This window comes from Rhizobium quercicola (assembly GCF_021168455.1).
In the GTDB taxonomy this organism is placed as follows: Bacteria; Pseudomonadota; Alphaproteobacteria; order Rhizobiales; family Rhizobiaceae; genus Ferranicluibacter; species Ferranicluibacter quercicola.
On the sequence record NZ_JAJOZR010000013.1, the window covers coordinates 31,519 to 54,751 of the forward strand.

25 protein-coding genes are annotated in these 23,233 nt (G+C 65.5%); 8 read left to right on the top strand and 17 right to left on the bottom strand.

From position 1 onward, the window contains the following. Positions 1 to 12: 12 nt before the first annotated feature. The 4 genes from LRX75_RS18745 to LRX75_RS18760 all read right to left on the bottom strand — a co-directional run bounded on the left by LRX75_RS18745 (position 13) and on the right by LRX75_RS18760 (position 2,852). The gene (locus tag LRX75_RS18745) at positions 13 to 240 is read right to left on the bottom strand and encodes a DUF4170 domain-containing protein (protein WP_110726796.1); all 228 of its coding nucleotides are present in this window, start codon (positions 238 to 240) and stop codon (positions 13 to 15) included. A gap of 68 nt (positions 241 to 308) precedes the next feature. Beyond that, on the bottom strand, positions 309 to 1,124 hold the full coding sequence (locus LRX75_RS18750) for a 3'(2'),5'-bisphosphate nucleotidase CysQ (protein ID WP_231816190.1): 816 nt from the start codon (positions 1,122 to 1,124) through the stop codon (positions 309 to 311). Between the two features lie 134 nt (positions 1,125 to 1,258). Next, a complete protein-coding gene (locus tag LRX75_RS18755) occupies positions 1,259 to 2,605 on the bottom strand; it encodes a TldD/PmbA family protein (RefSeq protein ID WP_231816191.1) in 1,347 nt (448 codons plus the stop codon). Continuing rightward, the gene (locus LRX75_RS18760; protein WP_231816192.1) at positions 2,589 to 2,852 is read right to left on the bottom strand and encodes a hypothetical protein; all 264 of its coding nucleotides are present in this window, start codon (positions 2,850 to 2,852) and stop codon (positions 2,589 to 2,591) included. The genes LRX75_RS18755 and LRX75_RS18760 overlap by 17 nt, the downstream gene beginning before the upstream one ends. 39 nt (positions 2,853 to 2,891) lie before the next feature. Here LRX75_RS18760 and LRX75_RS18765 point away from each other — a divergent pair, with 39 nt between their 5' ends. Beyond that, positions 2,892 to 4,715: a monovalent cation:proton antiporter-2 (CPA2) family protein gene (locus tag LRX75_RS18765; protein ID WP_231816193.1), complete on the top strand. Its 1,824-nt coding sequence runs from the start codon at positions 2,892 to 2,894 to the stop codon at positions 4,713 to 4,715. 14 nt (positions 4,716 to 4,729) lie between these two features. Here the strand turns inward: LRX75_RS18765 and LRX75_RS18770 are convergent, their stop codons facing one another. The 3 genes from LRX75_RS18770 to LRX75_RS18780 are packed head-to-tail and all read right to left on the bottom strand — an operon-like array spanning position 4,730 to position 8,279. Next, positions 4,730 to 5,584, bottom strand: a complete 855-nt coding sequence (locus tag LRX75_RS18770) for a patatin-like phospholipase family protein (protein ID WP_231816194.1) — start codon at positions 5,582 to 5,584, stop codon at positions 4,730 to 4,732. 7 nt (positions 5,585 to 5,591) lie between these two features. Beyond that, positions 5,592 to 6,155, bottom strand: a complete 564-nt coding sequence (rsmD, locus tag LRX75_RS18775; RefSeq protein WP_231816195.1) for a 16S rRNA (guanine(966)-N(2))-methyltransferase RsmD — start codon at positions 6,153 to 6,155, stop codon at positions 5,592 to 5,594. Positions 6,156 to 6,161: 6 nt separating this feature from the next. Next, positions 6,162 to 8,279, bottom strand: coding sequence for a pseudouridine synthase (locus LRX75_RS18780; protein WP_231816196.1), 2,118 nt, complete (start codon positions 8,277 to 8,279; stop codon positions 6,162 to 6,164). Positions 8,280 to 8,349: 70 nt separating this feature from the next. Between LRX75_RS18780 and LRX75_RS18785 the strand changes: the two genes are divergently transcribed. Further along, complete coding sequence (locus tag LRX75_RS18785; RefSeq protein ID WP_231816197.1) at positions 8,350 to 8,799, top strand: nucleoside deaminase; 450 nt, start codon at positions 8,350 to 8,352, stop codon at positions 8,797 to 8,799. A gap of 4 nt (positions 8,800 to 8,803) precedes the next feature. Here LRX75_RS18785 and LRX75_RS18790 read toward each other — a convergent pair whose 3' ends face one another. The 3 genes from LRX75_RS18790 to ileS form a co-directional block, all read right to left on the bottom strand. Next, positions 8,804 to 9,283, bottom strand: a complete 480-nt coding sequence (locus tag LRX75_RS18790) for a GNAT family N-acetyltransferase (protein ID WP_231816198.1) — start codon at positions 9,281 to 9,283, stop codon at positions 8,804 to 8,806. Between the two features lie 7 nt (positions 9,284 to 9,290). Then, the gene (locus tag LRX75_RS18795; protein ID WP_231816199.1) at positions 9,291 to 9,908 is read right to left on the bottom strand and encodes a hypothetical protein; all 618 of its coding nucleotides are present in this window, start codon (positions 9,906 to 9,908) and stop codon (positions 9,291 to 9,293) included. A gap of 189 nt (positions 9,909 to 10,097) precedes the next feature. Continuing rightward, positions 10,098 to 13,118, bottom strand: coding sequence for an isoleucine--tRNA ligase (ileS, locus tag LRX75_RS18800; protein ID WP_420851234.1), 3,021 nt, complete (start codon positions 13,116 to 13,118; stop codon positions 10,098 to 10,100). 283 nt (positions 13,119 to 13,401) lie between these two features. Here ileS and LRX75_RS18805 point away from each other — a divergent pair, with 283 nt between their 5' ends. The 3 genes from LRX75_RS18805 (at position 13,402) to LRX75_RS18815 (ending at position 14,242) form a co-directional block, all read left to right on the top strand. Continuing rightward, positions 13,402 to 13,671, top strand: coding sequence for a type II toxin-antitoxin system prevent-host-death family antitoxin (locus tag LRX75_RS18805; protein ID WP_231816201.1), 270 nt, complete (start codon positions 13,402 to 13,404; stop codon positions 13,669 to 13,671). Between the two features lie 125 nt (positions 13,672 to 13,796). Next, positions 13,797 to 14,045, top strand: a complete 249-nt coding sequence (locus LRX75_RS18810; protein WP_231816202.1) for a DUF1902 domain-containing protein — start codon at positions 13,797 to 13,799, stop codon at positions 14,043 to 14,045. Beyond that, positions 14,045 to 14,242, top strand: coding sequence for a type II toxin-antitoxin system HicA family toxin (locus LRX75_RS18815; RefSeq protein WP_231816203.1), 198 nt, complete (start codon positions 14,045 to 14,047; stop codon positions 14,240 to 14,242). The genes LRX75_RS18810 and LRX75_RS18815 overlap by 1 nt, the downstream gene beginning before the upstream one ends. Here the strand turns inward: LRX75_RS18815 and LRX75_RS18820 are convergent. The 3 genes from LRX75_RS18820 to chrA all read right to left on the bottom strand — a co-directional run bounded on the left by LRX75_RS18820 (position 14,239) and on the right by chrA (position 17,573). Further along, positions 14,239 to 15,219: a bifunctional riboflavin kinase/FAD synthetase gene (locus tag LRX75_RS18820; protein WP_231816204.1), complete on the bottom strand. Its 981-nt coding sequence runs from the start codon at positions 15,217 to 15,219 to the stop codon at positions 14,239 to 14,241. The genes LRX75_RS18815 and LRX75_RS18820 overlap by 4 nt on opposite strands. A gap of 1 nt (position 15,220) precedes the next feature. Further along, complete coding sequence (locus LRX75_RS18825) at positions 15,221 to 16,069, bottom strand: TIGR01459 family HAD-type hydrolase (protein WP_231816205.1); 849 nt, start codon at positions 16,067 to 16,069, stop codon at positions 15,221 to 15,223. Between the two features lie 124 nt (positions 16,070 to 16,193). Continuing rightward, entirely contained in the window at positions 16,194 to 17,573 is a 1,380-nt protein-coding gene (chrA, locus tag LRX75_RS18830) for a chromate efflux transporter (RefSeq protein ID WP_231816282.1), read from the bottom strand. Between the two features lie 270 nt (positions 17,574 to 17,843). Between chrA and groES the strand changes: the two genes are divergently transcribed. Both groES and groL read left to right on the top strand, forming a co-directional pair. Next, positions 17,844 to 18,140 (top strand): co-chaperone GroES, encoded by a 297-nt coding sequence (gene groES, locus LRX75_RS18835; protein WP_062469756.1) that lies wholly within the window; start codon positions 17,844 to 17,846, stop codon positions 18,138 to 18,140. 79 nt (positions 18,141 to 18,219) lie between these two features. Next, positions 18,220 to 19,857 (top strand): chaperonin GroEL, encoded by a 1,638-nt coding sequence (gene groL, locus LRX75_RS18840; protein WP_113151867.1) that lies wholly within the window; start codon positions 18,220 to 18,222, stop codon positions 19,855 to 19,857. Positions 19,858 to 20,204: 347 nt separating this feature from the next. Here groL and LRX75_RS18845 read toward each other — a convergent pair whose 3' ends face one another. Both LRX75_RS18845 and LRX75_RS18850 read right to left on the bottom strand, forming a co-directional pair. Then, complete coding sequence (locus LRX75_RS18845) at positions 20,205 to 20,528, bottom strand: type II toxin-antitoxin system PemK/MazF family toxin (protein ID WP_231816206.1); 324 nt, start codon at positions 20,526 to 20,528, stop codon at positions 20,205 to 20,207. Further along, positions 20,525 to 20,749, bottom strand: a complete 225-nt coding sequence (locus LRX75_RS18850; RefSeq protein WP_231816207.1) for an antitoxin MazE family protein — start codon at positions 20,747 to 20,749, stop codon at positions 20,525 to 20,527. The genes LRX75_RS18845 and LRX75_RS18850 overlap by 4 nt, the downstream gene beginning before the upstream one ends. 134 nt (positions 20,750 to 20,883) lie before the next feature. Here LRX75_RS18850 and LRX75_RS18855 point away from each other — a divergent pair, with 134 nt between their 5' ends. After that, positions 20,884 to 21,105 (top strand): DUF3072 domain-containing protein, encoded by a 222-nt coding sequence (locus tag LRX75_RS18855; protein ID WP_231816208.1) that lies wholly within the window; start codon positions 20,884 to 20,886, stop codon positions 21,103 to 21,105. Positions 21,106 to 21,126: 21 nt separating this feature from the next. Here the strand turns inward: LRX75_RS18855 and LRX75_RS18860 are convergent, their stop codons facing one another. Continuing rightward, on the bottom strand, positions 21,127 to 22,398 hold the full coding sequence (locus LRX75_RS18860) for an NAD(P)/FAD-dependent oxidoreductase (RefSeq protein ID WP_231816283.1): 1,272 nt from the start codon (positions 22,396 to 22,398) through the stop codon (positions 21,127 to 21,129). Between the two features lie 63 nt (positions 22,399 to 22,461). After that, positions 22,462 to 23,169, bottom strand: a complete 708-nt coding sequence (locus LRX75_RS18865) for a glutathione binding-like protein (RefSeq protein ID WP_231816209.1) — start codon at positions 23,167 to 23,169, stop codon at positions 22,462 to 22,464. Positions 23,170 to 23,233: the final 64 nt, after the last annotated feature.

Sequence of the window (23,233 nt, forward strand, 5' to 3'; positions counted from 1 at the left end):
CGCCCAATGTCATCAGAGCTGGCCCGGATCGAGCAGGCGGTGCATGTGGACGATGAAGTAGCGCATATGGGCGTTGTCGACCGTCGCCTGCGCCTTGCCGCGCCAGGCATGCAGCGCGCTTTCATAGTCCGGGAAGATGCCGACCACATCCAGCTTGTCGAGATCGCGGAACTCGACGTCCTTGAGCGTCTTCAGTTCGCCCCCGAAGACCATGTGCAGCAGCTGCTTCTTTTCCGTCATTTTCGCCTCTTTTCGTCGTCTTATCGTGCTGTTTTCGATTGGTGATGTGCGGCATCCAGCCGGAAAGGTCAATGCCCGTGCAGGTCGGCGGACGCGTCCAGAAGGGCCGGCAGAGCCGGCAGCGCCGCTGCGCACAGAAGGTCGTGGCGCACGCTCGGACGGTTGTAGGTCAGGGGCCGGCCGTCGAGACCGGTGAGCACGCCGCCCGCCTGCTGCAGGATCAGATCGGCGGCGGCGAGATCCCAGTCATGGGCGTTCTTCTTCACCACGGTCCCGTCGATGCGGCCATCGGCGATCATCGCGATGCGATAGGCGAGCGAGGGAACGTGGGAGACGCGCGCGACATCCTTGCCGTAGCCGGCTTTCAGCTTCGGCAAGAGGTCCTCGGCGATGGCGAACCGCAGCGGCTGGTCTACCACCGGCCTGGCGACATGGATGACGACACCGTTGCGGCGCGCCTCCGATCCGTCCTTTGCCTGGTAGAGTTCGATGAGGGCCGGCGCGTAGAGCACGCCGGCGACCGGGCGGCCCTTGTGGACGACGGCGACGCTGACGCACCAGACATCCTTGCCGGCGATGAAACCGCGCGTGCCGTCGATCGGATCGACCACGAACACCGTGTCGCAGCCGAGCCGCGCCTCGTCGTCGTCCGTCTCCTCCGACAGCCAGCCGTAATTGGGACGGGCCGAAAGCAGGCGTTCCTTGAGGATGTCGTTCGCCGCGTAATCCGCCTCGCTGACCGGCGAGCGGTCCTCGTTCTTGTAGCGGACATCCGGGTTCTTGCGGAAATAGGTCAGGGCCTTTTCGCCGGCGGCCATCGCTGCCGTGGTGATCAGGTCCAGATCCCTGGTCCACTGATCCGGCGGGTGATGGTCGGCGCTCATGGGCTTCCTTTCCGAATGGTCGTGCGATGTATCAGGCGATGTCCGCGTCAGACAGGCGAAGTGCGGCCAAAACATGGTGGCCGCTTCGTCATCCCAGCCTTTCGGTCTTCGCCGCAGCTGCCGTCGGGCCGGCCTTACTTTCCGGCGAGCGTCATGCCCTCCACGGCGATCGTCGGCGCGGCGACCGAGTAGCTGCGATCGATATCGTTTGCGAGCGTCAGGGCCATGAACATCTGCTTCAGGTTGGAGGCGATGGTGACCTCGGAGACGGGGAAAGCGATCTCGCCGTTCTCGATCCAGTAGCCGGAAGCACCACGGGAATATTCGCCCGTCAGCATGTTGACGCCATGGCCGATCAGCTCGGTGACGTAGAAGCCGGTGCCGACGCTGCGGATCAGATCCTCGCGCGAGATATCGCCCGGCTCCAGCGCGAAATTGGTGGAGGACGGATTGACCGCCGTGCCGCTGCGCGCGCCGCGACCGTTGGTCTCCAGCCCCAGTTCCCGCGCCGTGGCGGTGGACAGGAACCAGTTCCGCAAGATCCCGTCCTCGATCATGGTCATCTTCCGCCCGGTCACGCCTTCGCCGTCGAAGGGCCGCGAGCCGGAGCCGCGCACGATCAGGGGATCGTCCGTCAGGTTGATGCCGGCTTTCAGGATGCGCTCGCCCATCTTGTCCTTGAGGAACGTCGTCTTGCGGGCAACGGAGGCGCCGTTGATGGCGCCGGCGATGTGGCCGGCAAAGCCGCGGGAGACGCGCGGATCGAAGACGACGGTGACGTTCTTCTGCGTGTCCACCTGGCGCGGATTGACGCGGGCGGCGGCGCGCTCGCCGGCATGGCGGCCGATATCGGCGGCACCGCGCAGGTCGGACAGGAAGAGCGCGCTGTCGAAGTCGTAGTCGCGCTCCATCTTCGTGCCCTCGCCGGCGATGGCGCTGACGGACAGGCTGAAGCGGGTACCCATATAGGCGCCGGAAAAGCCGTTGGACGTGACGAGCACGAGGCCGCCCATGCCGGTGGAGCCGCCGGCGCCACTGGTCTTGGTGACGCCGGGCACGGCAAGGGCCGCCGCTTCGGCTTCGAGCGCGCGTTCGGTCAGCTCTTCGGTGGAGATCTCGCTGGGGTCGAAGAGGTCGAGATCGGGAACATCGCGGGCGATGCGGGTCTCGTCGGCGAGCGTCGCATACGGATCTTCCGGGGAGGCCTTGGCCATGGCGACGGCGCGCTCGGCCAGCACCTTCAGGTCGAAGCCGGGATTGGCGGAAACGCTGGCGACGCGGCGGCCGACGAAGACGCGGAGCGAGAAATCGTCGCTCTCGGAACTGTCGGTCGCCTCCACCTTGCCGAGGCGGACGGAAACGGAGCGCGACCGGCCCCGGAGCACGACGGCGTCGGCCTGATCGGCTCCCGCCTTTCTCGCAAGGTCCACGAGCTCTGCGGCCCGCGTTTCGAGTGCGGCGGAATCAATCGTCTGGGGCATGAATTGGCCTTTCCTTCCCGTCCCATTTATTGTGCACCGGGCCGGGCATCAAGGGCGTGGCACGATTCTCCCGGAACGCGCGCCTTATTTCCGTCTTGCCACCCGGTGAGAAGGCCTTTTCGCAGGAGAGGTCGGGCCCGGAGCGTTTAATGCGTGCCGCGATCTTCCAGATGCGCCGAGCACGCTTTAAGTTTTTGTTTTTCTGCATATCGTCGTGGCGAAGCCGCTCAGCATTCTTGCGCGACATGCATTTGCACCAAATGGCGAAGCCACAGGAAACGTCACGATGTCGACAACGCCCGTCATGACCTCCCAGGCGCTTCTGCTGCTCGGCGGCGCCGTGGTGGCGGCCCCCATCTTCAAGAAGCTCGGGCTCGGCACCGTGCTCGGCTACCTCGCTGCCGGCGTCATCATCGGCCCGGTGTTTCACCAGATCACGGATGGAGAGGCAATCCTCGGTTTTGCCGAGCTCGGCGTCGTCTTCCTTCTGTTCGTGATCGGGCTGGAGCTGAAGCTGTCGCGGCTCTGGGCGATGCGGCGGGATATCTTCGGGCTGGGCTCCGCGCAGGTGCTCGTCACTGGCGGGCTGCTGTCGGCCATCGTCTACGAACTCGGCCTGCTCGACGCGGCCGGCAGCCTCATCACCGGCTTCGGCCTTGCCCTGTCCTCAACCGCCTTCGCGCTGCAGATCCTCGACGAGAAGGGCGACACGAACACGCGCTACGGCCAGCGCGCCTTCTCGATTCTCCTGCTGCAGGATCTCGCCATCGTGCCGCTGCTGGCGCTGATCCCGCTGATCGCGCTGCAGGCGCCGGAGGATACGACGCCGCCGATCGAGGATTTCTCGGTCGCCGTGGGCGCGATCCTCGTGATGGTGCTGGCCGGGCGGTATCTCATCAATCCGCTGTTCCGGATTCTCGCACGCACCGGTGCGCGCGAGATCATGATCGCCGCCGCGCTGCTGATCGTGCTGGGTGCCGCCACCTTGATGCAGCTGGCGCAGCTGTCCATGGCCATGGGGGCGTTTCTGGCCGGCGTGCTGCTGGCGGAATCGAGCTATCGGCATGAGCTGGAAGCCGACATCGAGCCGTTTCGCGGCCTGCTGCTGGCGCTGTTCTTCATGGCCGTCGGGCTGTCGCTGCAGATCGACGTGATCTTTTCCCACTGGCTCACGGTGCTTTTCGCCGTCCCCCTGCTGGTCGCGACCAAAGCGGTGACGCTCTATGCCGTCTGCCGGCTGTTCGGCTCGGCCCACAACGAGGCAGTGCGCATCGCGCTTCTGCTGCCGCAGGGTGGCGAGTTCGGCTTCGTGCTCTTCAGCGCGGCGGCGGCGGCCGGCGTGTTTCCGGATGCCACCGGATCACTGCTCGTCGTCATCGTGACCCTCTCCATGGCGCTGACGCCGGCCGCCTCCGCGCTCTCGCGCAGGCTGACGCGCGACGAGGCGGAGGAAACCGAGGACGACATGGAGGAGGATTTCGAGGGGGCGGGCGCCGACGTGCTGATGATCGGCTTCTCGCGCTTCGGGCAGATCGCCGCGCAGATCCTGCTGGCGGGCGGACGCGACGTCACCATCATCGACCACTCCGCCGCGCGCGTGGAACAGGCCGCGACCTTCGGCTTCCGCATCTATTTCGGCGATGGGACCCGGCTCGACGTGCTGCGCGCCGCCGGCATCGAGCGGGCGAAGATCGTGGCGATATGCACGCACCGCAAGGAGACCACCGACCGGATCGTCGATCTCGTCCAGTCGGAATTTCCCAATGCCCGCATCTTCGCACGCTCCTACGACCGCCAGCACACGCTGCAGCTGCGGGCACGCGGCGTGGACTACGAGCTGCGGGAAACGCTGGAATCCGGCCTTCTCTTCGGCCAGCGCACGCTGGAGGAACTCGGCGTTACCGACGCGCAGGCCATCGCGATCACCACCGACATCCGCCGCCGCGACGAGGCGCGGCTGGAGGTGCAGGCCGTGGACGGGCTGGCGGCGGGACGCGACATGCTGCACTTCCGGCCCGTGAAGCCCGAGCCGCTGATGAAACCGAAGCGGGAGCCGGTGGCGCCGCTGGGGCCGGACGAGGAGATCGCCGAGGCACAGCGGCCGCGCTGAAACGGCGACGGCGTCTACCGCGACAGAAGCTTGTCAAGCGCGGCCTTGACCTCGTCCTTCACGCCGGCACTGACCGTCAGCACCTCCTGTGCGCGCAGGAAATCCATGACGCGGAAGCGGCCGACATCCGGGCGCACGAGAAGGTCCGGCGCATGGGCCTTCGTCTTCATCGCCGTGATCGTCTGCATCATCAGCTGGCTTGCGCCGAACATCGCGTCCATCCGCGTCGGCAGGGTGGTGCCGTCCCCTTCCGGGCCGCCGACGACATCGACGGCGAGGACGATATCGGCGAGACCGTCGAGATGATCGAAGGGAACCGGATTGACGAAGCCGCCGTCGATCATGACCCGCCCACCGAGACGCACCGGCTGGAACATGCCGGGAATGGCAGCGGAGGCGGCGATGGCGGCGCGCAGGTCGCCCGTTTCCAGCACCGTTTCGCACTGGGCGTAGTAGTCGGTGGCGATGACCTTGAGGGGGATGGTCAGGGCCTCGAACGTGTCGGGAATGGCCTCCGGCAGGAAGGCGGAGAGCACGCGTTCGAGATTGAACGGGCCGAAGCGCAGGCTGCCGCCGATGGCCTGCAGGGTCGAGGGACGCAGCCGCCAGAGGCGGTTGGCGATCTCCTTGCGCCGGCCGACGGTGGACAGCGCGAAGTCGCGGATATCGACGCCGCGCATGCCCGCCGCCATGCCGGCCCCCATGATGGCGCCGATGGAGGTTCCGGCGATCACGCGCGGGCGGATCCCGAGCTCGTCGAGCGCTTCGATGACGTGGATATGGGCGAGACCCCGGGCGCCGCCACCGCCAAGTGCTAAAGCAACCGATGGGCCGCTCGATGCTATGCTGGCGGACGGCAGCTCCGACATTGCGAGGTCAGCCGCGCTTGCGGAAGCGATAGAAATGCATGCGGGTGTCGCCGAACTGCCGGAGATCGAGCGTCTCGAAATCGGGGCCGACCATCGGCGTCACATCGGCGCGTTCCTCGAGGATCACGAGCGCATCGGGCAGGATCCAGCCGCCGGCCGAGGCCGCCGCCAGTGCGCGCTCGCCGCGACCTTTGCCATAGGGCGGATCGGCGAAGACGAGGTGGAAAGGCTCGACGGTGCCGACGGTGCCGAGATCGGTCGCGTCACGCCGGTAGATCTTGGCGCGGCCGGTGAGACCCAGCGTCTCGATATTGGTGCGCAGCAGGCCCCGGCCTTCCGCGCTGTTTTCCACGAACAGCGCCTGACGGCAACCGCGCGACAGGGCTTCGAGCCCGACGGCACCGGTTCCGGCGAAGAGATCCAGAATGCGGGTGTCCTCCAGCCGGTCGGGATAGGCGTGGCTGAGAATGTTGAACAGGCTTTCGCGCGTCCTGTCGGATGTCGGCCGGATATCGGCCGTTGCCGGGCTCGCGAGAGCCCGGCCGCGAAAGTCTCCGCCGACGATGCGCACCGGCGACTACTTCCCGCCGCGCGGCTTGAAACCGCCCGGCTTGCCACCCGAAGGCTTGCCGCCGGATCTGCTGCCCGGCTTGGCGAAGGATTTGCCGGCGGGACGATCGCCGCCGAAGCTCTTCTTCTCGCCAAAGCTCTTCGCGCCGAAGGCGCGTTCGCTATCGGGACGGTCGCCCCGCGGCTTGCGGTCGCCGAAGCTCTTGCCGTCGCGCGGGGCACGGTCGCCACCGTCGCGGGACTTGAAGCCGCCGCGTTCATCGCGGACCGGGGGCTCGCTGGCCTTGATCCAGTCGCGATCGTCCTTGTCGCGCTCGACGACGACGCGCGGGCCGGTGTCGGGACGGGCAAAGCTCGCGTTGCTCTTGCGATCCGGATCGAACCGCTGCTTGCCGGCGATCGCCTGGCCATCCTTGGTGCGGCCGTAGCGCTTGACCTTGGGCGCGCCTTCGGGACGTTCGCGCCGAACCGGCTTCTCGGCGGCGGCCGCCTCGGGGCCGGTCTTCTTTTCGGCCAGGGGACGGGCGCCGGGCGCCATCCAGACATTGGCCTTGCGCGGACGGCCGAGCGGCTCGCGCTTCGGCCCGTCGCCACGCGCTGCCGGTGCGCTGTCGCGACCGCCCCGTTTGTTGTCGGCAGGACGCGTGTCGAGACGGCCGCGCAGGCGCTCGTTGCGGTCGGCGGTCTTTTCGCGGAAGGCCGGCTTCTCGTAAGCGCCCTGCCCGCGGTCACTCGACCGGTCGTTGCCGCGTTCGGCACTGCGCTCGGTGGAGACCAGCGGCCCCTCGTCGTCGGCATCGGGATTGTTAAAGAGCGGCGCGTCGAAATTCGCCTTGGCATCCTCGATCAGGCGCGGGCCCAGCTGGTCGCGCAGCGTGCGGCCGCGGATTTCCTGGGCCGCCCCCTCCGGCAGTTCGCCGAGCTGGAACGGGCCGTAGGAAATGCGGATCAGGCGGTTGACGTCGAGGCCGAGCGCGCCGAGCACGTTCTTGATCTCGCGGTTCTTGCCTTCGCGCAGGCCCATGGTGATCCAGACGTTGGCCCCTTGAACCTTGTCCAGCGTCGCATCGATCGCGCCGTAGAGCACGCCATCGACGGCGATGCCGTCCTTGAGCTTGTCGAGATCGGCCTGCTCGATCTTGCCATGCGCGCGGACGCGGTAGCGCCGCAGCCAGCCGGTGGCCGGCAGTTCCAGCACGCGGGCGAGACCGCCGTCATTGGTGAGCAGCAACAGGCCTTCGGTGTTGATGTCCAGACGACCGATGGAGAGAACGCGCGGCAGGTCTTCCGGCAGGCGGTCGAACACGGTCGGGCGACCTTCGGGGTCGTTGTTCGTGGTCACCAGCCCGGTCGGCTTGTGGTAGAGCCAGAGGCGCGTGCGCTCGATGCCGCGGATCGGCTGGCCATCGACCTCGATCTTGTCGGACAGGGTGACATTGACGACCGGCGTGTCCAGCTTGGTGCCGTTGACGCTGACGCGGCCTTCCATGATCATCCGCTCGATATCGCGACGCGAGGCGATGCCGGCGCGGGCGAGGATCTTGGAGATGCGCTGCGGCGCCTCGTCGGACACGGCCGTCGCGGCAGCGGCACGCGCGCGGGCAGGACGCTCGTCGGTGGCGCGATCGGCCGAGCGTTCGCCACGCGGCTTGTCGAATTTGGGTTTGTCGACCTTGGACTTGTCGGACCGGGGCTTGTCGAAATGCGGCTTGTCGGAACGGGCGGTTTCGGCGCCGGCCGTCTCGGAGCGGGGCCTGTCCGAGCGTGGCTTTTCGAAACGCTTCTGCTCGCCCCAGGGCTTGTCGGCGCGGGTCTGCTCGGCACGCGGCCTGTCGAAGGCGGGGCGTTCCGTCGCCCGCGTATCGTCGGTCGCCGCGTCGTCGCGCCTCGTGAAGGCCGGCTTGCCGCGCGGCGGTCCGCTGGTCTTCCCAAAGGCAGGTTTGCCGAACGCAGGCTTGCCGCCGGCCTTCTTGTCGCCCGCCTTCTTGTCGAAACCGGGTTTGCCGAATTTGGCCTTGCCGGCCGGCTTGCCGTCGGTGGCCGCTGCGCGCGGCGCGCGGTCTGTCGTCTTGCCGCCGCTCGCGGGTTTTCCGCGCGGCCGCTGGGGCTTGTCATTGGATGTCATTTGTGTTGCCTGCCTTTTCAGGCTCTCCTATCAGGTCGGAGCCGATGGGTTAAGAGAAATAATGACGCGAATGGCCGCATCACCGGGGTTCATGGATCTGGCGCTGGCGGAAGCGCGGGCCGCACAGGCGCGCGGCGAGGTGCCGATCGGTGCCGTGGTCGTGCTCGACGGCACCGTGATCGGCGCCAGTGGCAACCGGACGCGCGAGCGCCGCGACGTGACGGCCCATGCCGAGATCGAGGCGATCCGGGATGCCGCGCGCAGGCTCGATGCGGAACGACTGACCGGCGCGGACCTCTATGTCACGCTCGAACCCTGCGCCATGTGCGCCGCCGCCATCTCCTTTGCCCGCATCCGCCGCCTCTATTACGGCGCTGCCGACCCGAAGGGCGGCGGGGTCGATCATGGCGGGCGCTTCTACGCCCAGCCGACCTGCCACCATGCGCCCGACGTCTATTCGGGTCTGGGAGAAACGGAAGCGGCGGGATTGTTGCGCGCCTTCTTCGAGGCGCGGCGATAGGGTTTCAGCCGGCGGCGAAATCCTGCAGGGCCTGGCCGGTCAGCCGGTAGCGGGTCCAGCCGTCCATCGGCGCCGCGCCGATGGCGCGATAGGCGCGGATGGCGGGTTCGTTCCAGTCGAGCACGCTCCACTCGAAGCGGCCGCAGTTCGTCTCGACGGCGATCCTTGCCAGATGCCGCAGCAGGCTGCGCCCGGCGCCCGTGCCGCGCGCTTCCGGGGTGACGTAGAGATCTTCGAGGTAGAGCCCGTTGCGGGCCTGCCAGGTGGAGTAGATGAGAAACCAGACGGCAAAGCCGATCGGGGCGCCGTCGCGTTCGCAGATCACGGCTCTGGACACGCTTTGCGGGCCGAAGAGGGCCTGCGCGGTGGTGTCCACCGTCGCTTCCACCTCGTGCTCCAGCTTTTCGTAGGCCGCCAGTTCCCGCACGAAGCGCAGGATGATGGCGGCGTCCTCGACGGTGGCCTCGCGGATCGTGACGCTCATGACCGGATCAGAAAACCTGCCACCACTTCTTGCCGGTGCCCTGCACCTGCGCTTCCTTCTTGCGGCGACGTTCCTTGACGCTCTCGTCCTCGCCGAGATCGGTCAGGGCTTCCTCGGGCGCCTTGCGGTAGGCGAGCGGCGGATCGCTGAGGAAGCGGCGCTTGTCGGAATAGGCCCCCATCTGCACCTTGCGGGCTTCGCGATAGGCTTCCTGCTGTTCCTTGGCGGTAAGCTTGCGGCCGTTGGCCGAGGCCTTGGCGAGCGGCGAGACATAGCCCGGCCGGTCCGCGTTCTCGTCGGCTTCCTCGCGCAGACGCTGGCGCGTTTCCTCGGGCGATTCGACCCAGGCCGGATTGTCCTTGTTGGCAAGCGACGCCTGCGGCTGCACGAGCGCCGTGCGCTCGCCCGACGGCGGCAGGACGAGACCCGGGCGCGGCTGGTACTTGACGTTGGCGGACTTGTCGCCGCCCATACTGACCGTGCTGCCGAGGTCGTCCATCAGGTGCTCGCCGGCGGTCTTGTCCGTCCCGTAGGTCGGTCCGCCGATGCAGCCGGTCAGCACGAGGCTTGCGGCCAGGATCGAGAGCACGCCGGCGCCCGCACCATACTGTCGCGTCATTGTCATTCAAACCCTTCCAGCGCGTGCGGCCTGCCCCGCCAGCCTCCCGGCGCCCGGCCCCCCCGGGATGCGCCTGGGCCGATCTGCCCGCCAATTCCTGCCCCATGACGGATAAATCCGCCCATTTTCAGGCAGGGTTCTACCGGATGAACGGCGCGAGCGCAATTCACCCGGTTCACACAGCCTTACACCGCTTCAGAGCGCGATGCCCAGCTCCCGCAGGGCCGCCGCATCGCGGGCGGTGACGTCGGGATAGGCCGGGTCGGCACCGACATCGGTCGTCACCTTCCACGAGCGGGCGCATTTGCGGCCTTTGGCGAGACGCGGCTCGACGGAGACCTTGCCCTCGCCTTCCAGACGGAACGCGTTTTCCGGGCCCTTGCCGACGATGATGTCGATGGCGGAGGTGATGCAGATTTCGGCAAAGTCCTCGCCGTCCAGCGCTTCGGCCGTCGTGGCGTCGGCGATGTAGACGACGGGGGCGGCCTCGAGCGAGGCGCCGATGCGCTTTTCACGCCGCTCGACCTCCAGCGCGCCGGTGACGACGCGGCGGATATCGCGGATGACGCGCCACTGCTCGGCCACGGCCTCGTTGCGCCACTCGGCCGGCAGGTCCGGGAACTGCTCCAGATGGATCGAGACGGCATCCGGCTTCAGCGACAGCCAGGCCTCCTCGGTTGTGAAGGGCAGCATGGGCGCCAGCCAGGTGACGAGGCACTCGAAGATGCGGCGGATGACGCAGAGGCTGGCGCGGCGGCGCAGGCTCGACGGCGCGTCGCAATACAGCGCGTCCTTGCGGATATCGAAGTAGAAGGCCGACAGCTCGACATTCGAGAAATCGATGAGCGCGCGCGTCACGCGCTTGAAGTCGAACGCATCGTAGCCGCTGCGCACGACCTCGTCCAGTTCGGCCAGACGGTGCAGCATCAGCCGCTCCAGCGAGGGCATGTCGGCCAGCGCGACGTCTTCGCCCGTGTCGTGTGCCAGCGTGCCGAGCATCCAGCGGATGGTGTTGCGGAGCTTGCGATAGGCATCGATGTTGGTCTGGATGATCGCCTTGCCGACACGCAGGTCGTCGGCATAGTCCGACGTCATGACCCAGAGGCGCAGGATATCGGCGCCGGCATCCTTCATGACCTCCTGGGGGGCGGTGACATTGCCCTTCGACTTCGACATCTTCTCCCCCTTCTCATCCATGATGAAGCCGTGGGTGACGACGGTGTCGTACGGCGCGCGGCCGCGCGTCGCCGCACTTTCGAGCAGGGACGAGTGGAACCAGCCGCGATGCTGGTCGGAGCCTTCCAGATAGACATCGGCCGGCCATTTCAGATCCGGCCGGTCCTCCAGCGTGAAGACGTGGGTGGAGCCGCTGTCGAACCAGACGTCGAGAATGTCCGTGACCTGGCGCCATTCGGCCGGATCATGGTCGTTGCCGAGGAAACGCTCCTTGGCGCCCGCCGCAAACCAGGCATCCGCGCCTTCGGCCTCGAAGGCTTCGAGAATGCGGGCATTGACGGCCTCGTCGTTGAGAACCGTGCCGTCCTCGCGGGCGAAGACGCAGATGGGGACGCCCCAGGCGCGCTGGCGGGACAGCACCCAGTCCGGACGGCCTTCGATCATCGCGCGCAGGCGGTTCTGCCCGGCGGCGGGCACGAAGCGGGTGTCGTCGATAGCGGTGAGCGCGCGGGTGCGCAGCGTCGTGCCGTCGGCAAGGTCCTTGTCCATGTAGACGAACCATTGCGGCGTGTTGCGGAAGATGACCGGCTTTTTGGAGCGCCAGGAATGCGGATAGGAATGCTTCAGCCGGCCGCGGGCAAAGAGGGTGTTGGTGGCGATCAGCGCCTTGATGACGCGCTCGTTGGCATCGCCCTTCTTGCCGTTGTCGTCCATGACGCGCGCGGCGCCACCCTCGGCCTCCGGGCCGAAGCCCGGCGCGTCCTTGGTGTAGTAGCCGGCGTCATCCACCGGAAAGGGGATGGCGGTGTCGATGCCGCGGGCTTCGAGCGCGCGCGCGTTCTCCATCCAGACGTCGAAGTCCTCGCGGCCATGGCTGGGGGCCGTGTGCACGAAGCCCGTGCCGGCCTCGTCGGTGACGTGGTCGCCGGCGATGAGGGGGACGGGGAAGGTGTAGCCGAGGTCTGCGAGAGGGTGGGCGCAGGTGATGGCGGCGAGTTCGCTAGATGCGATGTCGCGCAAGCGATTGAATTCTAGTTTAGCCTTAACGAAAGACTCTGACGCTAACTTATCTGCGATGATTAGCTTCTCGCCCGGACGCGGTCCAAAGTCGTTAGCAGCCTCAGTAACTTCATAAAGTCCGTAAGCAACCCGATTGGAGTAAGCAATAGCGCGATTGCCGGGAATGGTCCAAGGCGTCGTAGTCCAGATAACGATTGATGCCTCAAGAACATCCCTGCCACTGACGAATGAACCTTGATCTGAAGAACTATCGCGCGATGCTTTTAATAGTCTCTTAGATCCAGCACTTCGCGTAAAACCAATCTCCCCAGAATCAATTACCGGAAACTTCACCCAGATTGCATCACTCTCCACATCGTGATACTCCACCTCCGCCTCGGCCAGCGCCGTGCGTTCCACCACCGACCACATGATCGGCTTCGAGCCGCGATAGAGCTGGCCGCTCTTGGCGATCTTCAGGAGTTCGCCGGCGATGCGGGCTTCGGCGTGAAAGTTCATCGTGAGGTAGGGGTTGTCGAAATCGCCGGTGATGCCGAGGCGCTTGAACTCGTCGGCCTGCACCTTGATCCATTTTTCGGCATAGGCGCGGCATTCGCGGCGGAACTCGATCATGGCGGCGGGTTCGGAGAGGTCGGGCTTACCCTTCCCCTTGGCGCGATAGTTCTCCTCCTCGATCTTCCACTCGATCGGCAGGCCGTGGCAGTCCCAGCCGGGCACGTAATTGCTGTCGAAGCCGCGCATCTGGAACGAGCGGGTGATGACGTCCTTCAGGATCTTGTTCAGCGCGTGGCCGATGTGGATGTTGCCATTGGCATAGGGCGGGCCGTCATGCAGCACGAATTTTGTCCGGCCGGCGGCGGAGGCGCGGAGTTTCTTGTAGAGGTCCATCTGCTGCCAGCGGGCCACCATCTCCGGCTCCTTCTGCGGCAGGCCGGCGCGCATGGGGAATTCGGTTTCGGGCAGGTACAGCGTCTTGGAATAGTCGAACGTCTGGGTGGTCTCGGTCATATCGGCCATCATTCTCTGGCGCTTGGGAAGCGCAATGTCGGGGCAGGAAACAGACGCGCGGGGCGTGCAAGCCCTGCGGCGGCGCAAATGCTTGAAACCCGGACCTTCCGGCCGCTTAGCGCGCGCGGAAGGCCGGGCCGATAATTCGCAGAAAACATGCAAGCCGCATATGTGTCATGATGGCCCGTTGTCTAAGGGGTTTTGCAGCGGAATGGAAGGGGGCGCACGCACACGGCGAATCGACGTTTCGGGGCGGCTCCACTATGCTGACCATCTGACCAGATGGGCGTTCTCCATGGCCAAGAATCTCGTCAAATCCCCGACGTGGAAACGTGAGGACGCAAAAGCGCGCTTCAGCGAAGTCGTCCGGCTCGCGCGAAGCGAAGGCCCGCAACGCGTTACGGTGCGGGGCCGCGACAGCGTCGTCGTCATCAGCGTCGAGGAGCACGAGCGGCTGACGGGATCTCAGTCGCGGCAAAGCTTCGTTGAGTTCATGGAAAGCCTCCCGTTCTTTCCATTGGAACTGGATCGCGACGATACTGGCGAGAGGGACGTCGAGCTTTGATCGGCTGGCTTCTGGATACCAAGGTCATCGCCTCTCTCCTGAGCCTACGGACGTTGCGCTTGCGTCTTTAACAAGCCGCGGTTTGGATGTAGATAAGGGAGCACCGCGCAATGAGGGTCATCGGCATGAAACGTACGTTCTTCGTGAGGGCCGTCTGGGATGCTGAAGCCGGGGTTTTCATTTCCGAAAGCGATATCGAGGGCCTGCATATCGAGGCGGACGATCTCGACGCCTTTCAGGCCATCATGGCGGACGCGGCCATCGAATTGATCGTCAACAATCACATTTCCCTGCCGGAGTTGGCGACGACACCTCTGAAGGACCTGATCCCAGCGATCGTCTGGCAGGCACCCATCCTGCCGGTCGCGGCCTGATGCCGGACGGGTTCTACAAGGATGTGCGCGACATTCTCGTGACGCTCGGTTTCGAGTACCAGACGAATGCCAAAGGCTCGCACGAGAAATGGCGATCGCGGGAAACGGGCAAGATGTTGCTCGTTCCGCACAACCTGAAAAGTCGTCATACGGCCAATGCCATTCTGAAAGGTGCTGGCTACGACGGCAAACTCTAGAAACACAGCCCCATATCGATCCCGCTGAGCGGCGTCACGCCCGAGAGGAGCGCCCGCGCTTCCGCGTCGTCCTGCTTCATCTGGACGATCAGCGGGTCGAGGCCGTCGAATTTCAGCTCGTCGCGCAGGTGGCCGAAAAAGGAGACGGAGGCGATTTCGCCGTAGAGGTCGCCGGAGAAGTCGAACAGGAAGGTCTCGAGCAAGGCTTCGCCGTCGCTGGTCACCGTCGGGCGGCGGCCGAAACTGGCGACGGCGTCGTGCAGAGAGCCGTCGGCGCGGCGGAAGCGGACGGCGTAGATGCCGTTCTTCAGGCAGACGCCGGGGTCGAGGCGCATGTTGGCGGTGGGATAGCCGAGCGTGCGGCCGAGCCGCTTGCCGCCGATAACCTCCGCCTCCACCGTATAGCGATAGCCGAGCAGGCCTGCCGCCTGCGCCACATCGCCCTCGACGAGAAGGCTGCGGACGCGGCTGGACGAAATGACGTCGGCGTTCTCGTCGCGGTAGGCGTCGACCAGCGTGACGCCGAAGCCGTTGTCGGTGCCGGCCTTCATCAGGAAGGCGGGTCCCCCTTCCCGGCCCTTGCCGAAATGGAAGTCGAACCCGGTGACCACATGGCCGGCCTTCAGCCAGTCCATCAGCACGTCGCGGATGAAATCATGCGCCGACATCTGCGAGAAGCTGCGATCGAACGGATATTCGATGACGGCGGCAAAGCCCATGCCTTCGAGGATGCGCGCCTTGAGCGGCGCCGGCGTCAGGCGGAAGACGGGCTCGTCGGGCCGGAAGATGGCGCGGGGGTGCGGCTCGAAGGTCAGCACGAGCGCGGGCACGCCCAGCGCGCGGGCCTCGACCAGCGCCCGGTCCAGCACCGACTGGTGACCGCGATGCACGCCATCGAAATTGCCGATGGCGATGACGCCGCCGTGGAGGGCGGCCGGCAGGGGATTCTTCGTCTCGTTGCGGTGAAAGACTGTCATGTCACGCGAGCCGGGGCATCCACCATTTCGGCGTCGCGCCCTCCTTTTTCAGGAAGGCGGCGAGTTTCGCCTCATCGGTCTTTTCGCCGGTCATGTACTCCGCTCCATGAATGCCCGCGCTGATATAGAGAACGTCGATGCCGCTGTCCTGCGCGCCGCGCACATCGGTCGGCATGCCATCGCCGATGGCGATGACGCGAGCGCCTTCCAGCGCGCCGCGCACGCCTCTGGCTTCGGCAAGGGCCGCGCGGTAGATCGGCTTGTGCGGCTTGCCGGCGATGCGGGCCTCGCCGCCCAGATCCTCATAGAGCTTGGCGATGGCGCCGGCGCAGGGGATCAGCCGGTCGCCCCGCTCGACCACGAGGTCGGGATTGGCGCAGATGAAAGGCAGCTTGCGTCTGGCCAGAACGGAGAGCGTGGCGCGGTAATCGTCCGGCGTCTCGGTCTCGTCGTCGAAGAAACCGGCGCAGACGATGATCTCGGCATCTTCGGAGGCGACGATATCGACACCGAGGCCGGCCAGCAGCGGAAAATCGCGGTCGGAGCCGATGAAGTAGATCTTCTTCGGGCCGGCGGCGATCAGCGCACGGGTGACGTCGCCGGAGGTGACGATGCGGTCATAGGCGGTATCGGGCACGCCGAGCCCGCGGATCTGGACGATGACGCCGGGATGCGGGCGGGGCGAATTGGTGACGAGAACGACGGTCAGGCCGCGGCTGCGCGCTTCCGTGAGCGCGTCGCAGGCCGAACGGAAGGCCGCAACGCCATTGTGAAGGACGCCCCAGACGTCGCACAGCACCACGTCATAGCGGCTTGCGATGTCGCGAAAGCTGTTGATGCGAACGGCCATGCAGGCTTCCCGTTGAGATGTCTCCCGGCTGACATCGCAAGGACGTCGCCAAAAGACAAGCCTAAACGCTGATATCGCCGCGCTTATCCGCCGTAATTCCGTGCGAATGGCGCGTTCTCTCGCCTCACAACCGGGAGAGGATGAGCCCGCCGCCGGCGCAGACGGCGAGCGTGGCGACCACGCCGAGCCGCACCACGAAGAGCAGGCCGCCCGCCAGCAGGGCGAGAAGCGCCGCCGCACCGTCGAAGCTCGCCAGATCGGGAACGGAGAGGACCAGCGGCCCGAACCGGCTCTGCCGGACGCTCGCAAACAGCACATGCAGGGCGAACCAGACGGCGAGATTGAGGATGACGCCGACCACGGCGGCGGAGATCGCGCGCATCGCGGCGACCGCCATGCGGTTTCCCCGCAGCCGCTCGACGGAGGGCGCGCCGAGAAAGATGAGGGCGAAGCACGGCACGAAGGTGACCCAGGTGGCAACGAGGCCGCCGACGAGGCCTGCCACCACGGGATCGAGCCCGGGCGGCGGCACCCGGAAGGCCGCCATGAAGGCGACGAAGGTCAGCACGAGAACCAGCGGCCCCGGCGTCGTTTCCGCCAGGGCCAGCCCGTCCAGCATTTCGCCCGGCCGCAGCCAGTGATGGGTTTCCACAGCCTGCTGGGCGACATAGGCAAGCACCGCATAGGCCCCGCCGAAGGTGACCACTGCCATCTTGGAGAAGAAGATGTGCAGCGCGACGAAGACGCTTTCCGCCCCCCAGAGGAGAACGATGAGGCCGAGCGGCGCGACCCAGAGACACGACCAGAGGGCGACGAGCGCCAGTGTCCGCCGCCAGGGTCTCGCCCCGTCCGCTGCCCCGGCTCCGGGCTTGACCTCCGGCCCGGCATCCGCCTTGCGCCCGGCCGTGAGCAGGCCGAACAGGCCGGCGGCGAGGATGACCAGCGGAAAGGGTACGGAGAAGAAGAACAGGGCCGCGAAGGCCAGTGCGGCGATGGCGCGCGAGGAGAGCGTCGTCAGCGCGCGCCGGGCCAGACGCAGGAGCGCCTCGATCACGATGGCCAGCACCGTCGCTTTCAGGCCGAAGAACACCGCCGAGAGCGTGCCGGTCTGGTGATAGAGCGCGTAGAGCGTCGAAAGGCCGAGCAGGATGCAGAGGCCGGGAAGCACGAAAAGGATGCCGGCCACGAGCCCGCCGCGCGTGCCGTGCAGCAGCCAGCCGATATAGATGGCGAGCTGCTGCGCCTCCGGCCCCGGCAGCAGCATGCAGTAGTTCAGCGCATGCAGAAAACGCTCCTCCGGCACCCAGCGCCGCGTTTCCACCACCTCGCGGTGCATCAGCGCGATCTGGCCGGCCGGCCCGCCGAAGCCGAGAAAGCCGATGCGGGCCCAGACGCGGGCGGCCTCCGCGAAAGAGGGCTTTCGTGCCGCCCCCACCCCTGCGGAACGGCCGCGCGGAGCACCGGAAACGGCGCCTGTCTCATTCGTGCCGTGTTGATCGCGCATCATGCCCCCGTGTTTCTTCCGGCCGTTTCCCGCCGGCACCGGTGGATCGACCGCCCGCGGCGCGCGTCTCACCCGTGTCGCAGACCATCTCTACGATGGTGATGTGACAGACGGCGGACGGACATGCCGCCGGACAGAAACGACGGCGCCAATCTTGACTCCGGCACAAACCATCTTTATCTCAGCCTTGCTAGCACTCGACATACCGGAGTGCTAACAGACCGATGGATCCCGAGAGATCCCAGCGTCATTTGATCGAGGGAAAAGACAATGACAAGCACTACTTTCCGCCCCCTGCACGACCGCGTCGTCGTACGTCGCGTCGAGTCCGAAGCCAAGACCAAGGGCGGCATCATCATTCCCGACACCGCCAAGGAAAAGCCGCAGGAAGGCGAAATCGTCGCCGTCGGCTCTGGCGCGCGTGACGACAGCGGCAAGGTCGTTCCTCTGGACGTCAAGGCCGGCGACCGCATCCTGTTCGGCAAGTGGTCGGGCACCGAAGTCAAGCTCAACGGCGAAGACCTGTTGATCATGAAGGAATCCGACATCATGGGCGTTATCGCCTGATATCGGCTCTGCCTCCGGCAGATCCTTCGCACCATCCGACGATACTTAAAATGTGGGCTTATGCCCGGGAGTTTTCAAAATGGCAGCTAAAGAAGTAAAATTCGGCCGCACCGCGCGCGAAAAGATGCTGCGCGGCGTCGATATCCTCGCTGATGCCGTCAAGGTCACGCTGGGCCCGAAGGGCCGCAACGTCGTCATCGACAAGTCCTTCGGCGCACCGCGCATCACCAAGGACGGCGTTTCCGTCGCCAAGGAAATCGAACTGGAAGACAAGTTCGAGAACATGGGCGCACAGATGGTCCGGGAAGTCGCTTCCAAGACCAACGACATCGCCGGCGACGGCACCACGACCGCGACCGTTCTGGCCCAGGCCATCGTTCGCGAAGGCAACAAGGCCGTTGCCGCCGGCATGAACCCGATGGACCTGAAGCGTGGCATCGACCTCGCCGTCACGGCCGTCGTCAAGGACCTGCAGGCCAAGGCAAAGCCGATCTCCACGTCGGAAGAAGTCGCTCAGGTCGGCACGATCTCGGCAAACGGCGACAAGCAGGTCGGCGCTGATATCGCCGAAGCCATGCAGAAGGTCGGCAACGAAGGCGTCATCACCGTCGAAGAAGCCAAGACCGCCGAAACCGAACTCGAAGTCGTCGAAGGCATGCAGTTCGACCGCGGCTACCTCAGCCCCTACTTCGTGACCAACCCGGAAAAGATGGTCGCAGACCTCGACGACGCTTACATTCTCCTCCACGAGAAGAAGCTGTCGAACCTGCAGGCGATGCTTCCGGTTCTCGAAGCCGTCGTCCAGACCGGCAAGCCGCTCCTCATCATCGCTGAAGACGTCGAAGGCGAAGCCCTCGCAACGCTCGTCGTCAACAAGCTGCGTGGCGGCCTCAAGATCGCTGCCGTCAAGGCTCCGGGCTTCGGCGACCGCCGCAAGGCCATGCTGGAAGACATCGCCATCCTGACGGGCGGCACGGTCATCTCCGAAGACCTCGGCATCAAGCTCGAAAACGTCACGCTCGAAATGCTCGGCCGTTCCAAGAAGATCTCGATCTCCAAGGAAAACACGACCATCGTCGACGGTGCCGGCGCCAAGAACGAGATCGAAGGCCGCGTTGCCCAGATCAAGGCGCAGATCGAAGAAACCTCTTCGGACTACGACCGCGAAAAGCTGCAGGAACGTCTGGCCAAGCTCGCCGGTGGCGTTGCCGTCATCCGCGTCGGCGGCTCGACGGAAATCGAAGTCAAGGAACGCAAGGACCGCATCGACGACGCGCTGAACGCAACGCGTGCAGCCGTTCAGGAAGGCATCGTCCCCGGCGGCGGCGTCGCCCTGCTGCGTTGCTCGGCCGTTCTCAACGTCAAGGGTGAAAACCCCGACCAGGAAGCCGGCGTCGCCATCGTTCGCAAGGCTCTCCAGTCGCTCGTTCGCCAGATCGCCGACAATGCCGGTGACGAAGCCTCGATCGTGGTCGGCAAGATCCTCGACAAGAACGACGACAACTACGGCTACAACGCCCAGACGTCCGAATATGGCGACATGATCGCCATGGGCATCGTCGACCCGGTCAAGGTCGTGCGCACCGCTCTGCAGAACGCAGCCTCGGTCGCCTCGCTCCTGATCACCACCGAAGCCATGATTGCCGAGCTCCCCAAGAAGGACGCTCAGCAGGGCGGCGGCATGCCCGACATGGGCGGCATGGGCGGCATGATGTAATCAATCCGAAAAGGATTGATGGAATTGGGGGGCGGTCCGAAAGGGCCGCCCTTTTTCGTGGTGAAATGCGGACGGGATCCAACGCAGATGAGGTCCGTGGAGATTTGGTGGCATGTGATGGCCGGCCAGTGCTTGTTTGCCAGGAGGAAAGACTGAGGGATTTTGGCATTGTCATCTATCGCCAGTCTCTTCATTACGTCGAAGGAGAGGTTGGCAGCCGGGACCACAGCGTTACACGTCACCTTCGGGACTGTGTCTTTCGCAGACGAGCGATGGTCGGCTGCGAAAGACATCTCGCCGGGCGGAGCGCTCGACACATCACTTTGCCATAGAGATACCCGCCGTGCTCACGCGATCCCGAGAAAAACAGCGAGCGAACGTGTAACAGCGATCATGTTCTCGGTCTCCAGCAGGCCAAACACCGGGCCGAGCCTGTCTCGCCTTACCGACATCGTCTTGTCGATCATGATCTGGGATGGCTTGCGAAGACCATTCTCCGGCGACGGAAGAACCGGCGTCCGGATGAGAGGGGCGTCGACCAAAGTGCCGGATATGAGCATGATGGTAACCGTGCCCGTTTCCGCAAAACGATCCGACTGGATGATAAGGGCTGGCCTCGGTTTGCCAAAGTCGCCCGGCATTGCGACCGTGACGATATCACCCCTCGTCACGCATCCGCCTCGTCTCCAAGATCAGCCAGAGCAGCATCTATGAAGGCATCCGTATCAGTATCCATGGCATCTACGGCAGCGACGATCCGTGCTTGACGGCTGCACTCTTCAAGGAAACCGGGGCTACGCGTATCCGGCAACCATATCTGCACCGGCCGCAGACCGGATGCGCGCATGGCATCGCGGTGCTTCTGAACCCGTTGTGTCAAAGGCGTCCGCATGACCTGCCTCCTTTGTTACATGTAACATGACGGATATGTTGGAATTGTCAAGTTCTACAGACAGCTTCACTCTTATCGCGGAACCTCCTCCCCGCGTGAACGTTTAGCGAACATAACCACCCGAGGAGCACACCATGACCGACAAGACAACCGCCGCCGACACGTCTTCCAACACCGAGAAGAATCCCGACGACTGGGTCAGCGGCGACGAGCCGATGACGGGGGCGCAGAAGTCGTATCTTCAGACGCTGTCGGAACAGGCGCATCAGCCGGATGCGTTTGCCGAGGATATCACCAAGGCGGAGGCGTCGAAACGGATCGATGCGTTGCGCAGCAAGCTCGATCTCGGCGAATAGCCGGATCGGCGCGTCGCGTGATCAGGACGCGAGAAGCGACTTTAGATCGGTGGCGGGGTTTTCGATGGCGGCTTTGTCCGGTGTCGACCCCGTCTCGATCAACTTTTTCCCCACCACATAGGCCCTGGCATCGTTGATCGCATCCACCGCGATCAGCGTGCCCTGGCGATAGTACCAGACGGAGGCGCTGCCTTCCCTCTGGCCGGCACGGACGACCGTTTCGTCGTGGCCGAGGCCGAAGCCGGCGATCTGCAGCTTGACGTCGTATTGATCGGACCAGAACCAGGGTTTGGGATGATAGAGCGTGGGCGTCCCTGCGATGTTCGCAGCGATGGCTTCCGCCTGATCGACGGCGTTTTGCACGGATTCGAGCCGGATCAGCATGTCGGCGAAGGGCAGCACGGCGCAGTCGCCCATGGCGACGATGGCGGCGTCGCTGGAGCGGCCGTTGATATCCACGATAACGCCGTTCGCCGTCTCGATGCCGGCATCCTGAGCGATACGGTCGTTGGCGGAGACGCCGATGCCGACGATGACGAGATCGACGGCGATCGTCGTGCCGTCCGAGAGCTCCGCACCGCGCACCCGGCCGTCGCGTTCGAGAAGATGCGCAAGGCCGGTGCCTTCGCGCAGGTCCACGCCGCGGGACGTGTGCAGCCGGCGCAGAATGTCCGATGTCGCCGAGGCCGCCACGCGCTGGACGATGCGGTCGGCGGCCTCGATCAGGGTGACCTCGAGGCCCAGCGTGCGGGCGACGGCTGCCGCCTCCAGCCCGATATAGCCGCCACCGACGATGAGTGCGTGCCGGCCCGGGCGCATCTCGCCGGCCAGCCGGTCCGCATCCCGGAAGTCGCGCAGGGTGAAGACGCCGTCGAGCCGGCCGCCGATGCTGTCGGGCAGGCGCCGGGGGGTGGCGCCGGTCGCCAGCGCCAGCGTGCCATAGGCAAGTGTGGCACCGTCATCGAGGGTCACGGCTTTCGCCGCACGATCGATCGCGGTCACGCGGCGACCGAGCCGGACGTCGATGGCGTGTTCCGCGTACCAGCTTTCCGGCCGGTAGAGCAGCCGGTCGAGCGTCATCTCCCGCAGCAGGTATTTCTTGGACAGTGGCGGGCGCTGGTATGGCAGGCTCTGCTCGTCGGAGACGAGCGTGACGGGGCGCATGTCCTTCAGGGCGCGAAGCCGCGCGATCAGCGCGAAGGCCGCCTGCCCGCCGCCCACCACGACCAGCCGCTCGTCCTGCCCCGCCTCTGCTCCGCCCTGCTCGTCCGCCACGCCGTCGTCCCTTCGCATCATTCGTCCGAGACCTATCCCGTCGCGAGCGGAACCGTCAATGCGGTAGAAAAGCGCGGGCGATCAATCCCGCTTGGGGATCTCCATGCCGGTCTTCACAGCCGGACGCTCCAGCGCGCGGGCGACCCAGGCCATGACGTTGGGGAAGCTCGCATAGTCGAGCACCTGATCGCCGCCATAGAATTTTCGCGCGCCCTCGATCCATGGGAAGGTGGCGATATCGGCGATGGTGTAGTCGTCGCCCATCAGCCATGTGCGGCCATCCAGGCGCGCTTCGAGCACGGAAAGCAGCCGCTTGGACTCGTCGCGATAGCGCTCCATCGGATAGGCATTGTTGGCGACCTTGTCGGCGGCGAACTTGAAGAAGTGGCCGAACTGGCCGAACATCGGCCCGACGCCGCCCATCTGGAACATGACCCAGGCCAGCGTTTCATACCGCCCGGCAGCCGAGGCCGGCAGGAGCTTGCCGGTCTTCTCGGCGAGGTAGACGAGGATCGCGCCGGACTCGAACAGGCCGATCGGCTGGCCGTCCGGGCCGTTCGGATCGATGATCGCGGGGATGCGGCCGTTCGGGTTCAGCGAGACGAATTCCGGCGACTTCTGGTCGTTGGTGCCGAAGGAGATGAGATGCGGCTCGTAATCGAGGCCGAGCTCCTCGAGCGCGATCGAAATCTTCACGCCGTTCGGCGTCGGCAGCGAGTAGAGCTGAATGGCATCCGGCCGGGTGGCGGGCCAGCGGGTGGTGATGGGGAAGGAAGACAGATCGGCCATGCGGGACGGGTTCCTTGGAAAGGGTTGCGATCTCACATAGGAGCGATAGAGCGGGATGTCAGCG